The organism is Streptomyces sp. NPDC027962, from assembly GCF_055566095.1.
Genome location: NZ_JBVHTA010000010.1, coordinates 87,915 through 102,658, shown reverse-complemented (window position 1 = coordinate 102,658; position 14,744 = coordinate 87,915). Strand labels below are relative to the sequence as shown.

The 14,744-nt window shown below is 69.7% G+C and carries 11 protein-coding genes and 1 pseudogene; 8 read left to right on the top strand and 4 right to left on the bottom strand.

Going from position 1 to position 14,744, the window contains the following annotated elements; genetic code table 11:
* Positions 1-8: 8 nt before the first annotated feature.
* Complete coding sequence (locus tag ACZ4SA_RS12495; protein ID WP_468272982.1) at positions 9-839, top strand: S1 family peptidase; 831 nt, start codon at positions 9-11, stop codon at positions 837-839.
* Positions 840-968: 129 nt separating this feature from the next.
* On the opposite strand, the gene ACZ4SA_RS12490 is transcribed toward ACZ4SA_RS12495, so the two are convergent.
* Positions 969-1,199, bottom strand: a complete 231-nt coding sequence (locus ACZ4SA_RS12490) for a DUF7455 domain-containing protein (RefSeq protein WP_356631407.1) — start codon at positions 1,197-1,199, stop codon at positions 969-971.
* A 433-nt stretch (positions 1,200-1,632) separates the two neighbouring features.
* On the opposite strand from ACZ4SA_RS12490, the gene ACZ4SA_RS12485 reads away from it, so the two are divergent.
* The 5 genes and pseudogenes from ACZ4SA_RS12485 (at position 1,633) to ACZ4SA_RS12465 (ending at position 6,984) form a co-directional block, all read left to right on the top strand.
* On the top strand, positions 1,633-3,759 hold the full coding sequence (locus ACZ4SA_RS12485) for a DNA gyrase/topoisomerase IV subunit B (protein ID WP_468272979.1): 2,127 nt from the start codon (positions 1,633-1,635) through the stop codon (positions 3,757-3,759).
* A gap of 188 nt (positions 3,760-3,947) precedes the next feature.
* Positions 3,948-4,094 carry a hypothetical protein gene (locus ACZ4SA_RS12480; protein WP_468272976.1) on the top strand — a complete coding sequence of 49 codons (147 nt, stop codon included), beginning with the start codon at positions 3,948-3,950 and terminating at the stop codon, positions 4,092-4,094.
* A 35-nt stretch (positions 4,095-4,129) separates the two neighbouring features.
* Positions 4,130-4,755: pseudogene (locus tag ACZ4SA_RS12475) on the top strand (LuxR C-terminal-related transcriptional regulator).
* Between the two features lie 130 nt (positions 4,756-4,885).
* Positions 4,886-5,332: a DUF485 domain-containing protein gene (locus ACZ4SA_RS12470; protein ID WP_468273152.1), complete on the top strand. Its 447-nt coding sequence runs from the start codon at positions 4,886-4,888 to the stop codon at positions 5,330-5,332.
* Positions 5,329-6,984: a solute symporter family protein gene (locus ACZ4SA_RS12465; protein ID WP_468272973.1), complete on the top strand. Its 1,656-nt coding sequence runs from the start codon at positions 5,329-5,331 to the stop codon at positions 6,982-6,984. The genes ACZ4SA_RS12470 and ACZ4SA_RS12465 overlap by 4 nt, the downstream gene beginning before the upstream one ends.
* Before the next feature lie 78 nt (positions 6,985-7,062).
* On the opposite strand, the gene ACZ4SA_RS12460 is transcribed toward ACZ4SA_RS12465, so the two are convergent.
* Both ACZ4SA_RS12460 and ACZ4SA_RS12455 read right to left on the bottom strand, forming a co-directional pair.
* Positions 7,063-7,743: a DUF7342 family protein gene (locus tag ACZ4SA_RS12460; RefSeq protein ID WP_468272971.1), complete on the bottom strand. Its 681-nt coding sequence runs from the start codon at positions 7,741-7,743 to the stop codon at positions 7,063-7,065.
* Positions 7,740-9,425 (bottom strand): ATP-binding protein, encoded by a 1,686-nt coding sequence (locus tag ACZ4SA_RS12455; protein ID WP_468272969.1) that lies wholly within the window; start codon positions 9,423-9,425, stop codon positions 7,740-7,742. The genes ACZ4SA_RS12460 and ACZ4SA_RS12455 overlap by 4 nt, the downstream gene beginning before the upstream one ends.
* 159 nt (positions 9,426-9,584) lie before the next feature.
* On the opposite strand from ACZ4SA_RS12455, the gene ACZ4SA_RS12450 reads away from it, so the two are divergent.
* Entirely contained in the window at positions 9,585-10,715 is a 1,131-nt protein-coding gene (locus tag ACZ4SA_RS12450; RefSeq protein WP_468272966.1) for a CobW family GTP-binding protein, read from the top strand.
* On the opposite strand, the gene ACZ4SA_RS12445 is transcribed toward ACZ4SA_RS12450, so the two are convergent.
* Positions 10,712-13,162, bottom strand: coding sequence for a DNA gyrase/topoisomerase IV subunit A (locus ACZ4SA_RS12445; protein WP_468272964.1), 2,451 nt, complete (start codon positions 13,160-13,162; stop codon positions 10,712-10,714). The two genes, ACZ4SA_RS12450 and ACZ4SA_RS12445, sit on opposite strands and share 4 nt — an antisense overlap.
* A 219-nt stretch (positions 13,163-13,381) precedes the next feature.
* On the opposite strand from ACZ4SA_RS12445, the gene ACZ4SA_RS12440 reads away from it, so the two are divergent.
* Positions 13,382-14,728, top strand: coding sequence for a M16 family metallopeptidase (locus tag ACZ4SA_RS12440; RefSeq protein ID WP_468273150.1), 1,347 nt, complete (start codon positions 13,382-13,384; stop codon positions 14,726-14,728).
* The last annotated feature ends 16 nt before the right edge of the window (positions 14,729-14,744 follow it).

Genomic DNA, 14,744 nt, shown 5'->3' with positions numbered 1-14,744 from the left:
GAGGCCGTATGCGTCGCCCTACCGCCCGAGGCCCGGCCAGGGTGCTGGCCCTGATCGCAGCAGTGGTCGTGCCACCGCTGGCGATGTCTCTTCCCGCCGCCGCGGACAGCGTGGTCATCGGTGGTTACGAGGTGCGTGCCGAGGACAGCCCTTGGGTCGTCGCCCTGTCCAGCGTTGACCGGTTCGGCCCAACGCGCGAAGGACAGTTCTGCGGCGGTGTGGTCGTAGCGCCGACCAAGGTGATGACGGCTGCACACTGCCTGAGCGCCGCGGTTCTGGGCAAGGAAGCCGACGCCGTACGCGACCTCCGGGTCATCGTCGGCCGCTCGGAGCTGGCCGGTGAGGGGGGCCAGGAGGTCCCTGTGCGGGCCACCTGGATCGCACCCGACTACGACCCCGTCGCCAACAACCCGGACATGGCACTGCTGACCCTGTCCAAGGCGCTGCCCGAGGTCCATGTGCTGCCCGTGGCGGAAGCGAAGGACGCCGCGACCGAGGTGGGGACCACCGCTACGGTCTACGGCTGGGGCGATACGAAGGGTGACGGCAGTTACTCGTCGTCGCTGCGGGCGGCGCCGGTGTCGGTGCTGCCGGACGAGACATGCGCGAAGGCGTATCCGGGGGGCCAGGGCAGCAGATACCTGAAGGCCACCATGTTGTGCGCCGGCGATCCGCGGGGCGGTCACGACGCCTGCCAGGGGGACAGTGGGGGCCCGCTGATCGCCAAGGGCCGACTGATCGGCCTCGTGTCCTGGGGGAGCGGCTGCGGGATGCCTGAGGGGCCTGGCGTCTACACAAGGGTCTCCGCCTTGGACCCGCCGCTGGCGGAGACCGACTGACCCGGCCGGGCCGGTGTGCTGCCGCCACGGCGGTGACGGAACGAGAGCGGGCGGCTTCCCCTGGTGTTCAGGGGAGGCCGCCCGTCGGCCGATCCGGAACCGGCCCTTGGCTCGTCGGGATGTGAGGTGTCAGTGATCCTCTTCACCGGCGTCGGCCGGCACGGCCGTCAGGCGGTCCGTCTCATCCTGTATTTCCGCGGCGATCTTCTTGAGTTCCGGCTCGAACTTGCGTCCATGGTGGGCGCAGAAGAGCAGTTCACCACCGCTGATCAGTACGACGCGCAGATAAGCCTGGGCGCCGCAGCGGTCGCAGCGGTCAGCGGCCGTCAGCGGGCTCGCGGGGGTCAGAACAGTAGTCACGTCGCCTCTTCTCTAGCTCGACGAGCTGTCGTACCAGGGTCAACATCCAACCAGGCCGAAAACGTTCCCGCTCGTGGCCTTTCCTCGAAACTTCTTCCCGAGGTGGCTGTTTGCTGCCGGTTGGCGGCGAATGAGCCGTATTGCTTCGCTCTACGGATTTCGCGTTGCTTGTCTCGTTTGGCCCTCCCGGCTGGGTTGCCGGTTGTTCATGAGGACGTGCCCGGAGCCTAAATGGTTCATGCCTGGAAGGGAACGTGATGTGCACGTCACCCCATCGAGGGATCGAACATGCATACGACACTGGACTAGCATGAGAAATCAAGTGGGTGGCGTTACATCGGCTCTACCAGGCCTCGGTACGCTCTCACCGGCGACCGACGCCGGGCCTTTACCCCACTTGGCCACATCTGAAATTCAGCGAGGAGCGAACCGCGTGACCGCCGAAACGTCCGTGCCGTCCACAGCGCTGCTGACTGCAGACCGTGACGGCTCCAACTACACCGCGCGGCACCTGCTCGTCCTGGAGGGGCTCGAGGCGGTCCGTAAACGGCCTGGCATGTACATCGGGTCCACCGACAGCCGCGGCCTGTTGCACTGCCTCTGGGAAATCATCGACAACTCAGTCGACGAAGCCCTCGGAGGCCACTGCGACCACATCGAGGTGATCCTCCACGAGGACGGCTCCGTCGAGGTCAGGGACAACGGCCGCGGCATCCCCGTGGACGTGGAGCCCAAGACCGGGCTCTCCGGCGTCGAGGTCGTGATGACCAAGCTGCACGCCGGCGGCAAGTTCGGCGGCGGTTCCTATGCGGCCTCCGGCGGTCTGCACGGCGTCGGCGCCTCGGTTGTGAACGCGCTGTCCGCCCGCCTGGACGTGGAAGTGGACCGCGGTGGCGCGACCCACATGATCAGTTTCCGGCGCGGTGTCCCCGGCATCTTCACCGAATCGGGTCCGGACGCCCCCTTCGACCCGGCGAACGGCCTCCGCAAGGGCAAGCGCGTGCCCAAGGCCCGGACCGGCACGAGGGTGCGCTACTGGGCCGACCGCCAGATCTTCCTCAAGGACGCCAAACTCTCCCTGGAGACGCTGCACCAGCGCGCCCGCCAGACGGCCTTCCTCGTGCCGGGCCTGACCATCGTCGTCCACGACGAGCGCGGTCTGTCCGACGCGGGCGGCGAAGGCAAGAGCGTGGAGACCTTCCGTTTCGACGGAGGCATCAGCGAGTTCTGCGAGTACCTGGCCCAGGACAAGGCCGTCTGCGACGTACTGCGGCTGACCGGCCAGGGCACGTTCAAGGAGACCGTCCCCGTCCTCGACGACCGCGGTCACATGACCCCGACCGAGGTCACCCGCGAGCTCGGCGTCGACATCGCCCTGCGCTGGGGCACCGGCTACGACACCACGGTCAAGTCCTTCGTCAATATCATCGCCACGCCCAAGGGCGGCACTCACGTCACCGGCTTCGAGCGTTCCGTGACCAGGACGATGAACGAGGTGCTGCGCTCCGCCAAGATGCTGCGTGTCGCCGAGGACGACATCGTCAAGGACGACGCCCTGGAGGGCCTGACCGCGGTCGTCACCGTCCGCCTCGCCGAGCCGCAGTTCGAGGGCCAGACCAAGGAGGTCCTGGGCACGTCGGCGGCCAACAGGATCGTCGCCAACGTGGTGGCCAAGGAGCTCAAGGCCTTCCTGACGTCCACCAAGCGGGATGCCAAGGCCCAGGCCCGAGCGGTGCTCGAAAAGGCCGTGGCGGCCGCACGTACGCGCATCGCGGCCCGGCAGCACAAGGAGGCGCAGCGCAGGAAGACGGCCCTGGAGTCCTCGTCCCTGCCCGCCAAGCTCGCCGACTGCCGCAGTGACGACGTGGAGCGCAGCGAGCTCTTCATCGTCGAGGGCGACTCGGCGCTCGGAACCGCCAAGCTCGCGCGCAACAGTGAGTTCCAGGCACTTCTCCCGATCCGCGGAAAGATCCTCAATGTCCAGAAGTCGTCCGTCTCCGACATGCTCAAGAACGCCGAGTGCGGAGCGATCATCCAGGTCATAGGGGCGGGCTCGGGCCGGACGTTCGACATCGACGCCGCCCGCTACGGCAAGATCGTGCTGCTGGTCGACGCCGATGTCGACGGCGCGCACATCCGCTGCCTGCTGCTCACGCTCTTCCAGCGCTATATGCGCCCGATGGTGGAGGCCGGCCGGGTCTTCGCGGCCGTGCCGCCGCTGCACCGCATCGAGCTGATCCAGCCGAAGAAGGGCCAGGAGAAGTACGTCTACACCTACTCGGACAACGAGCTGCGGCAGACGCTTCTGGAGTTCCAGCGCAAGGGGATCCGTTTCAAGGACTCCATCCAGCGCTACAAGGGTCTCGGCGAGATGGACGCGGACCAGCTGGCGGAGACCACGATGGACCCCCGCCACCGCACCCTGCGCCGGATCAACATCGGTGACCTGGAGTCCTCCGAGCAGGTCTTCGACTTGCTCATGGGCAACGAGGTGGCGCCCCGAAAGGAGTTCATCACCAGCTCCGCGGCCACTCTGGACCGCTCACGCATCGACGCCTGACCCGCCCGCCGTTCAGGCGGTGCCCACCCGGGGGTGGAGCCGGCGACTCCACCCCCGGTCCGATCCGCGGCGCCGACCTCCTCCGTAGCATCGGCCCGGACGGAGGGGGACGGACGTGCGTGGTGGCAAGTGGACCCAGTGGCCCACCCAGGAGGCCCTGTCAGCGCATCGGCATCCCACGGGCCCGTGTGGCGCTCGACATCGCCCTGCTCGCCGCCCTCTCGGCATGGGCCGTTGTCAGCGCGTACTCCGCCGAGACCTTCCACGGCTGGGGCGCCGTACTGCCCCCGCTGGCCTTCGCGGGCTGCGCGGCCGCAGGCGCCCGCTACACCTGACGACACTCGACCACCGCTTGGTGCCGTCGCTGGCGCTGGTGGCCGTCTTCACGGCCGTCGGCTGGGGCGCCTGCCTCGCGGAGGCACCCGTGGCGGCGATGCAGGACGGCGCGGAGGCGATCGCGCTCGTCGCCGAACTGGCCCCTGACGTCGTCCTGATGGACCTGCGGATGCCTCGGGTCGACGGTGTGGAGGCGACCCGGCGGATCCGCGGTGAGCACCCTGCCACCCACGTCGTCGTGCTCACCACCTACGCGGATGACGACTCGCTCTTTCCGGCACTACGGGCGGGCGCACGGGGCTCACCAAGGACGCCGACGGGGACGAGATCGTGCGGGCGATCCAGGACGTCGTCGCCGGGCGCGCCGGACTGTCCCCGGTGGTCCAGCAGAGACTGCTCGAACAGGTCACCGCTCAGCCGCTGCCTGCCGGTCCCCGGCTGTCCGACGGGCTGACCGCCCGCGAGGGCGAGGTGCTCACCCTGATCGCGGAGGGCCTCGGCAACGCGGACATCGCCCGGCGGCTGGGCATCTCCACGGCCACGGTGAAGACACACATCAACAACCTGTTCGCGAAGGCAGGCCTCCACGACCGGGCCCAGGCGGTCCGCTATGCCTATCGGGAAGGTCTCGCGCAGCCTCCGGGAGCAAGCGTCACCTGATGGGGTGAAGACCACCAAGAGAAGAGTCCGGGATCTTCCCACTCTGTCCATCCTTGGGCAGGCGGCCGAAACGGTTCGCCGGCAAGGAGAGTTGAGCGTGGAGAAGCAGGACGGCCGGGACGCGGTCCCAGTGCGGCTCGAGGACCCGTGGTACGACGCGCTGGCATCCGGCTGGAGCGACCGGGACAGCACCGGAGCCCCTGCTCCCGGCGGGCCGGCCGCCCCCGGGGACGCGCCCGGTGCGGGGCCGAGCGCCGGGGACATCTATCTTCAGGTGCAGCGCAGCGACGCCTTCCAGGAGGTGCGCGCCCGCTATCGGCGGTTCGTCGTCCCCATGTCCGTCGCCTTTCTCGTCTGGTACCTGGCGTACGTCGTCGCGGCGACCACCGCACCGGCCCTGATGGCCAGGCCGCTGGCCGGAGCGGTGAACGTGGCGATGGTCGCGGGCCTTGCCCAGTTCCTCACCACGTTCCTGCTGACCTGGGCGTATGCGCGTCATGCCAGGGTGCGTCGGGACCGGGCGGCGCTCGACCTGCGTTGGGACACCCAGGAGATGACCAGGGGGGCCGGGCGTTGAACGGGGATCATCAGGCGCTCGCGCTGCTGCTGTTCTGCGCGTTCATCGCGGTCACCCTCGGCATCACCACGTGGGTGAGCCGCAACAGGCGCGGCTCCGCTGAGGAGTTCTACGCGGGTGGGCGGCTGTTCTCGCCGATGGAGAACGGGTTCGCCATCGCCGGTGACTACATGTCGGCCGCCTCGTTCCTCGGCATCTCAGGGCTCATCGCGCTCTACGGTTACGACGGAATGCTCTACTCCGTCGGCTTTCTGGTCGCCTGGCTGGTCGTGCTGTTCCTCGTCGCCGAACTGGTCCGCAACTGCGGCCGGTTCACTCTCGCCGACGTCGTGGCGGCGCGGATGAGCGAGCGGCCCGTGCGGATCGCCGCGGGAACTTCCTCGGTCACCGTGTCCGTTCTCTATCTGGTGGCGCAGATGGTCGGGGCCGGGAGCCTGGTCGCGCTGCTGCTGGGGGGGACGAGCGAAGCCGCGCGCTCGTGGACCGTCGTCGGAGTGGGTGCCCTGATGGTGATCTATGTGTCGATGGGAGGGATGCGAGCCACCACCTGGATCCAGATCGTGAAGGCCGTGCTGCTGATGGCGGGCGCCGTCGCCCTGACACTGCTGGTGCTGGCGCGATTCCACGGTGACGTCGACCAGTTGCTCAACTCCGCTGCCGCGCACAGCGGCCACGGCAAGGACTTCCTCTCACCGGGTCTGCGTTACGGCGGGGACTGGACCGCGCGCCTGGACTTCATCAGCCTCGGCCTGGCACTGGTGCTGGGCACGGCAGGACTGCCGCACATCCTGTCGCGCTTCTACACGGTGCCGACCGCGCGGGCCGCCCGCCGCTCGGTCGTCTGGGCCATCGGCCTCATCGGCAGCTTCTACCTGATGACGATCGTGCTCGGCTTCGGAGCGGCCGCCGTGCTCGGCACCGACGAAGTCCGTGCGTCCAACGCCGCGGGCAACACGGCGGTGCCCCTGCTCGCCCTCGACCTCGGCGGGGGAGCGGGCTCGACCGGGGGCACGGTGCTCTTCGCGGTCGTCGCCGCCGTGGCGTTCGCGACGATCCTGGCCGTCGTCGCGGGCATCACGCTGGCCTCCTCGGCCTCGGTCGCCCACGATCTGTACGCCTCGCTGCGGCGTCGGCGTTCCGCTCCTGCGCCTGTCGGCGGCATGGAACGGGGTTCCCAACCCCGGGATGCAGGCTCCGGCGAGAAGCAGTACAGCGAGGTCGCGGTGGCGCGGGTCGCCGCGGTCGGTATCGGGGCGGTCGCGATCGCGCTCGGGCTGCTGGCCCGCGACTTGAACGTGGCGTTCCTGGTGGGGCTGGCCTTCGCGGTCGCCGCCTCCGCGAATCTGCCTGTCCTGCTCTACTCGCTGTTCTGGCGGAACTTCACCACCCGCGGCGCGGTCTGGTCCGTCTACGGAGGACTCGTCCCGGCCGTGCTGCTGGTGCTCCTGTCGCCCGTCGTCTCAGGCAGCGAACTCTCACTGTTCCCTGGCGTGGACTTCCATGTCTTCCCGCTGGAGAACCCGGGGATCGTCTCGATCCCGCTGGGCTTCCTGGCCGGCTGGATCGGCACGGTCACCTCGGCGGAGCCGTCGGACGCGGCGAAGCATGCCGAGACGGAGGTACGGTCGCTGACAGGAGCGGGCGCGGTGTGACCCGGCGTCCGCAAGGCCCCCGCACTCGCACCGTTGCTGGCGCGGCCGCACCATCGCCGTTGCCGGCAACGGAAGCCGTCAGGCGCTCGCCGACCCCACGTAGCGGTGTTCCGGGCGGCCCGTCTCGCCGTACCGCAGAGTCAGCCGCACCCTGTTCGTCCGCTCCAGGAGCTTCAGACAGCGCTGGGCTGTCTGCCGGCTCACGCCCGCGCGTTCCGCGATCGCCTGCGCGGAGAGCGGCCCTTCGGCGGCCAGCAGCACCTGCCGTACGACCTCGGCGGTGGTCGGGGAGTGCCCCTTGGGCAGTTCGGGGGCGACAGAGCCGGCTGACAGTGTGCCGAAGATCCGGTCCACCTCGGCCTGTTCGGCCTCGCCCCCGCTTTCGAGGGTGCGCCGAAGCGTTGCGTACGCCTCCAGCTCGGCGCGCAGCCCGGCGAAGTTGAAGGGCTTGACCAAGTACTGGAGCGCGCCGTGGCGCATGGCCGCCTGGACGGTCGCCACGTCCCTCGCCGCCGTCACCATGATCACGTCTGTCTGGTGACCGAGCCTGCGCAGTTCGCGTACGACCGACAGACCGTTCTCGTCCGGCAGGTAATGGTCGAGCAGGATCAGATCGACGGGCACCTCCGCGATCCGGGCGAGCGCTACTGCGGCCGAGTAGGCCTGCGCCACCACCTGGAAACCGGGCACCTTGGCCACATAGGCCGCGTTGATCTCCGCGACCCTGATGTCGTCGTCCACGACGAGTACGCCGATCATCGCGCCTGCCGTGCCTCTCGTACGCCGTGGTCACGGTCATGGCCCTGGCTGAGCGCCGCCCCCGCCCCGGCCTCCGTCAGCGCGTCGGGCAGTACGACTGAGAACTCGGCGCCCCCGGCCGCGGACTCGTGCACCGCCGCGTTGCCGCCCTGCCGTTCGGCGAACCTGCGCACCAGCGGTAGGCCAAGGCCGCGCTTGCCGTGGGCCGGAAGCTCCTTGGTGGTCCATCCATCGGTGAAAATCAACTCGCGCTGTCCGGCCGGGACACCGGGGCCGCTGTCCGCCACCCGCAGGATCACCGTGCGCCCCCGCGCGTGCAGCTCGATCTCGATCGTCGGGTCCTCGGTGCCGACGGCGGCGTCCAGGGCGTTGTCCACCAGGTTGCCGACCACCGTCACCAGCCCGCGCGGATCCACGAGGCGGTCGGGCAGTAGTGTCCCGGGAGCCAGGCGCAGCGAGATGCCGCGCTCCGCGGCGACCGTCGCCTTGCCGACGAGCAGCGCCGCGAGCAGTGGGTCGTGGATCTTCTCGGTGACCTGCTCGGCGGTCGCTCGATGCACACCGACCACTTCGGTGACGAACTCGACCGCCTCCTGGTGCATCTCCAGCTCCAGCAGCCCGAGCAGCGTGTGCAGGCGGTTGGCGTGCTCGTGGTCCTGTGCGCGCAGGGCGTCGATCAGCCCGCGGGTGGAGTCCAGTTCCCGGCCGAGCTGTTCCAGCTCGGTGCGGTCGCGCAGCGTGGCCACGGCACCGCCGTCGTCGGTCGGCATCCGGTTGGCGATCAGCACCCGGCTGCCCCGCACCGTCAGCAGGTCGTCGCCGCTCACCCGGCCCGCCAGCACATCGGTGGTGCGCCCCTCGCCGAGCACCGACTCCAGCGCCTGTCCCGTGGCCTCCGGACCGACCCCGAGCAGCCGCTGGGCCTCGTCGTTCATCAGCCGGATGCGTCCGGCCGCATCGAGGGCCACGACGCCCTCCCTGATGCCGTGCAGCATCGCCTCGCGCTCGGCGAGCAGGGCGGAGATGTCGGAGAAGGCGAGGTCGTGGGTCTGCCGCTGGAGTCTGCGGGAGATGAGGTAGGCGGCGAGTGCCCCGACGGCCAGCGCGCCGCCCGCGTAGGCGAGCAGTTCTGGGATCGCCGCCAGCAGCCGCGCCCGTACGTTGTCGTACTCGATGCCCACGGACACCGCGCCGACGATCCGGCCGTCCGCGTCGCGCAGCGGTACCTTGCCGCGTGCCGAGCGGCCCAGGGTACCGCTGTCGATCTCCATCACGTCCCGCCCGGCCAGCGCCTCGCTGGGGTCCGTGGAGACGACACGGCCGATCTGGGCCGGGGAGGTGTGGGACCAGCGCACTCCGCGGCCGTCCATGACGACGATGTACTCGGCGCCGGTGGCCTGCCTGATCCGTTCGGCCTCGGCCTGTACGGGGCCGTCGGCGGTCGGGCGCGTGCCGGTCAGCTCCTCCGCGAGCCCGGGTGCCGCGGTGGTCTCCGCGATCGCGAGGGCGCGGCGCATCGCCTGGTCGTCGAGCTGGGCGCTGAGCGGCGCGAGGAACAGGCCGGTGACCAGCGCGGTGACACCGGTGACGATCGCCAGCTGCATCAGCAGGACCTGGGAGAACACCCGCTGCGGCCAGCTGAACCGCCGTCGCCGGGCGGGGGTGGTCGGTACGGGACTCATGCCTGGGAACGGTAAGCGGAGCGGTCCGCTTCACGAAATTTCCGCGAGGACGCAAACCGCTTGCGGGACTTGCGGCCGACTTTCAGTTCTACAGGAGACCGCCCTTCTGACCGGCCCATATCCTGGGGCCACGCCCGCGTCAGCCCCGGAGGTGCCGTTTTGAGCAAGCCGCAGATCCCCGTCGTCGTCCTCGCGGGCTTTCTGGGATCCGGCAAGACGACCCTGCTCAACCATCTGCTGCGCACCAGCCGCGGGACCAGGATCGGCGCGATCGTCAACGATTTCGGATCGATCGAGATCGACGCCATGACCGTGGCCGGACAGCTTGGCGACTCCACGGTGTCCCTGGGCAACGGCTGTCTGTGCTGCGCCGTCGACGCGAGCGAACTCGACGTGTTCCTGGACAAGCTCACCCGGCCTGCCGCCGGGCTCGACGTGATCGTCATCGAGGCGAGCGGCCTCGCGGAGCCCCAGGAGCTCGTCCGGATGCTCCTCGCCAGCGACAACGAACGGATCGTGTACGGCGGCCTGGTCGAGGTCGTCGACGCGGCGGAGTTCGAGCGGACACGTGAACGGCACCCGGAGATCGCCCGGCACCTCGCCGTCGCCGACCTGGTCGTGCTGAACAAGGTGGACCGGGTCGGCGAGGTGACGCGGCGCAGGCTGCGCGAGGAGATCAACGCCCTCACCGACGGGGCCGCCGTGATCCCGGCGTCGCACGGGCGGGTGGACGCGGAGTGGTTCTTCGAACCGCGCCCGCGGACGGAGCGTGTGGGGCAACTGTCCTTCGAGGACCTCCACGACGATCACGAAGACCACGAGACGGGCGGCAGCCACGACGGGCATCTGCACGCCGCCTACGAGTCCGCCTCGTTCACCGCCGGCCAGCCCCTCCATCCGCGCCGGCTGCTGGACTTCCTCGACTCACGCCCCGAGGGGCTCTACCGCATCAAGGGATTCGTCGACTTCGGAGCGCTCGATCCGCGCAACCGGTACGCGGTGCACTCCGTCGGCCGCTTCCTGCGCTTCTATCCGCAGCCGTGGCCCCCGGGCGACACCGAGCGGCAGACCCAGCTGGTGCTCATCGGGTCCGGCATCGACGCCGACGCGCTGCTGGGCGAACTCGACGCCGCGCGCCTCACGGGCCCGGACGAGGTCCCCGAGGAGCACAGCCTGTGGGGCGTCCTGCGGTACGTACCGGAGGAGCCTTCGGACGACCCGGCCGAAGGCCCCTCCGACAACGACAGCGACATCACCGGCGACATCGCCGGCGTCGGCTGCGACTACTAGCTCGCCGGTCCCGCGAGCACCGCCACCGGCGACGCGAGAGGGGTGCCCGAGCCGTCGCGTCGCGGATCGAGCTCCGGGAGCTCGGCCGGGGCGCCGTTCTTCTGCGCGGCCCGCGCGGGAGCCGCACCTGCCCAGGCCAGGACCAGCACGTCTTCGCCCTTGAGGAAGCGCTGGCAGCGCACACCGCCCGTGGCCCGTCCCTTGCGCGGATACTGGTCGAACGGCGTCAGCTTCACCGTGGTCACCGAGTCGTCCAGCGTGCCGTGCGAGCCGGCCATGGTGAAGACCACCGCGTCGCCCGCCGGATCCACCGCGGTGAAGGAGATGACCTCCGTGCCCTCGGCCAGCTTGATGCCCGTCATACCGCCCGCCGGGCGGCCCTGCGGACGTACCTGCGAAGCCGGGTAGCGCAGCAACTGGGCGTCGGACGTGATGAAGACCAGGTCCTCCTCGCCGGTGTGCAGCTCTACGCCGCCGACGATCCGGTCGCCCTCCTTGAGGGTGATGACCTCCAGCTCCTCCTTGTTGGAGGGGTAGTCCGGCACCACACGCTTGACCACGCCCTGCCGCGTGCCGAGCGCGAGGCCGGGCGACGACTCGTCGAGACTGGTGAGGCAGACGACGCTCTCGTCGGCCTCCAGCGACAGGAACTCGGCGACGGGGGCGCCGCCGGAGAGATTGGGGGCGGCCGCCGTGTCCGGGAGCTGGGGCAGATCGATCACGGAGAGGCGCAGCAGCCGCCCGCTCGAGGTCACCGCGCCCACCTCGCCGCGCTGCGTCGTCAGCACCGCGGAGACGACCAGGTCGTGCTTGGTGCGCCTGCCGCCCTGCTCCGCTGGAGGTTCGCCCGTCGCCGTACGCGCGAGAAGGCCGGTGGAGGACATCAGCACGCGGCACGGGTCGTCGGCCACCTGCAGCGACGCCGCGGGGGCCGGGGTGCCCGCGGACTCCAGCAGGACGGTGCGCCTCGGAGTGCCGAACTTCTTGGCCACCGCGGCCAGTTCGGAAGAGACCAGCTTGCGCAGCTCGGCGTCCGACTCGAGGATGCCCGTCAGCTCGTCGATCTCGCCGTTGAGCCGGTCGCGCTCGCTCTCCAGCTCGATCCGGTCGAACTTGGTGAGCCGGCGCAGCGGCGTGTCCAGGATGTACTGCGTCTGGATCTCGCTGAGCGAGAAGTGCTGGATCAGCCGCTCCTTCGCCTGCGCCGAGTTGTCGCTGGAGCGGATGAGGCGGATGACCTCGTCGATGTCGAGGAGCGCCACCAGCAGGCCCTCGACCAGGTGCAGCCGGTCACGTCGCTTGGTGCGGCGGAACTCGCTGCGCCGCCGGACGACGTCGAAGCGGTGGTCGAGGTAGACCTCGAGCAGTTCCTTCAGGCCGAGGGTGAGCGGCTGCCCGTCCACCAGCGCGACGTTGTTGATGCCGAAGGACTCCTCCATCGGCGTCAGTTTGTAGAGCTGCTCCAGGACGGCCTCGGGGATGAAGCCGTTCTTGATCTCGATCACCAGACGCAGTCCGTGCTGCCGGTCGGTGAGGTCCTTGACGTCCGCGATGCCCTGGAGCTTCTTCGAGCCGACGAGGTCCTTGATCTTCGCGACGACCTTCTCCGGACCGACCGTGAAGGGCAGTTCCGTGACGACCAGGCCCTTGCGGCGCGCGGTGACGTTCTCCACGGACACCGTGGCGCGGATCTTGAACGTGCCCCGGCCGGACTCGTACGCGTCCCGGATGCCGCTGAGACCGACGATGCGGCCGCCCGTCGGCAGGTCGGGACCCGGCACATGGCGCATCAGGGTCTCGAGGTCGGCGCCCGGGTGTCTGATGAGGTGGCGGGCCGCCGCGACGACCTCGCCGAGATTGTGCGGCGGCATGTTCGTCGCCATGCCGACCGCGATGCCGGAGGCGCCGTTGACCAGGAGGTTCGGATAGGCGGCGGGGAGGGCGACGGGCTCGCGCTCCTGGCCGTCGTAGTTCGACTGGAAGTCGACCGTGTCCTCGTCGATCGACTCGGTCATCAGGCTGGTGGCGTCGGCCATCCGGCACTCGGTGTACCGCATGGCGGCCGGCGGGTCGTCGTTGCCCAGCGAGCCGAAGTTGCCGTGACCGTCGACCAGCGGCAGACGCATCGAGAACGGCTGCGCCATGCGCACGAGCGCGTCGTAGATCGACGCGTCACCGTGCGGGTGCAGCTTGCCCATGACCTCGCCGACGACGCGCGCGCACTTCACATAGCCGCGGTCCGGGCGCAGTCCCATCTCGTTCATCTGGTAGACGATGCGGCGGTGCACCGGCTTCATGCCGTCGCGAGCGTCGGGCAGGGCCCTGGAGTAGATCACCGAGTACGCGTACTCGAGGAAGGAGCCCTGCATTTCGTCCACGACGTCGATGTCGAGGATCCTCTCCTCGAAATCGTCCGGCGGCGGGGTCTTCGTGCTGCGGCGGGCCATCGCGGCTGCTGCTCCTTCACGTACCAGGTTGGGCATCTGACGCGGACCATTGTGGACCGTGCCGCTGACAACCCCGACCGCGACCCGGCATCCACCCGCTCCGAGGGGTGGATCGGTGCAGATCGCGGCCCGGGAACTTCGCCAGGCGTCAGCACGCTTGCATACAGTGGCAGGTCTGGGAGCAAATCCAGTTTTGCGATCGAAGGGACGTACATGCCCATGGGTCACACGGCCACAGCGCAGGCCGGTTCCGGCGGCCTGACAGCGACCGAGCACCGCCTGGCCAACGGCCTGCGCGTGGTGCTCTCCGAGGACCACCTGACCCCGGTCGCCGCGGTCTGCCTCTGGTACGACGTCGGTTCACGCCACGAGGTCAAGGGCCGTACAGGACTCGCCCACCTCTTCGAGCACTTGATGTTCCAGGGCTCGGGCCAGGTGAAGGGGAACGGTCACTTCGAGCTCGTCCAGGGAGCCGGCGGCTCGCTGAACGGCACCACCAGCTTCGAGCGGACCAACTACTTCGAGACGATGCCCACGCATCAGCTGGAGCTGGCGCTCTGGCTTGAGGCCGACCGCATGGGATCGCTGCTGGCCGCCCTCGACGAGGAGTCGATGGAGAACCAGCGCGACGTCGTCAAGAACGAGCGCCGCCAGCGCTACGACAACGTGCCGTACGGCACGGCCTTCGAGAAGCTGACCGCACTCGCCTACCCGGAGGGCCACCCGTACCACCACACGCCGATCGGCTCGATGGCCGACCTGGACGCGGCGACCCTTGAGGACGCCCGCGCCTTCTTCCGTACGTACTACGCGCCCAACAACGCGGTGCTGTCGGTCGTCGGCGACATCGACCCCGAGCAGACGCTCGCCTGGATCGAGAAGTACTTCGGGTCCATCCCGTCCCACGACGGCAAGCAGCCGCCCCGGGAAGGCAGCCTGCCGGAGAACATCGGCGCGCAGCTGCGCGAGGAGATCGTCGAGGAGGTTCCGGCCCGCGCCCTGATGGCCGCCTACCGCCTCCCGCACGACGGCACGCGCGAGTGCGACGCGGCCGACCTGGCGCTGACCGTCCTCGGCGGCGGCGAGTCCTCCCGGCTGCACAACCGGCTGGTCCGCCGGGACCGGACGGCCGTCGCGGCCGGCTTCGGCCTGCTGCGGCTGGCCGGCGCCCCGTCGATGGGCTGGCTCGACGTGAAGACGTCGGGCGGCGTCGAGGTCCCGCAGATCGAGACGGCCGTCGACGAGGAGCTGGCGCGTTTCGCGGCCGATGGCCCCACGGCGGAGGAGATGGAGCGCGCACAGGCCCAGCTGGAGCGTGAATGGCTGGACCGGCTCGGCACCGTTGCCGGCCGTGCCGACGAACTGTGCCGCTATGCGGTGCTGTTCGGCGATCCGCAGCTGGCGCTCACCGCTGTCCAGCGGGTTCTCGAGGTCACCGCAGAGGAGGTGCAGGCGGTCGCCAAGGCCAGGCTGCACCCCGAGAACAGGGCGGTGCTGGTCTACGAACCGATCGCCGAAGAGACCGAAGCGGCCGACGAGAACGAGCACGAAGGGACGGACCAGTGAGCGACGCTGACGTGAC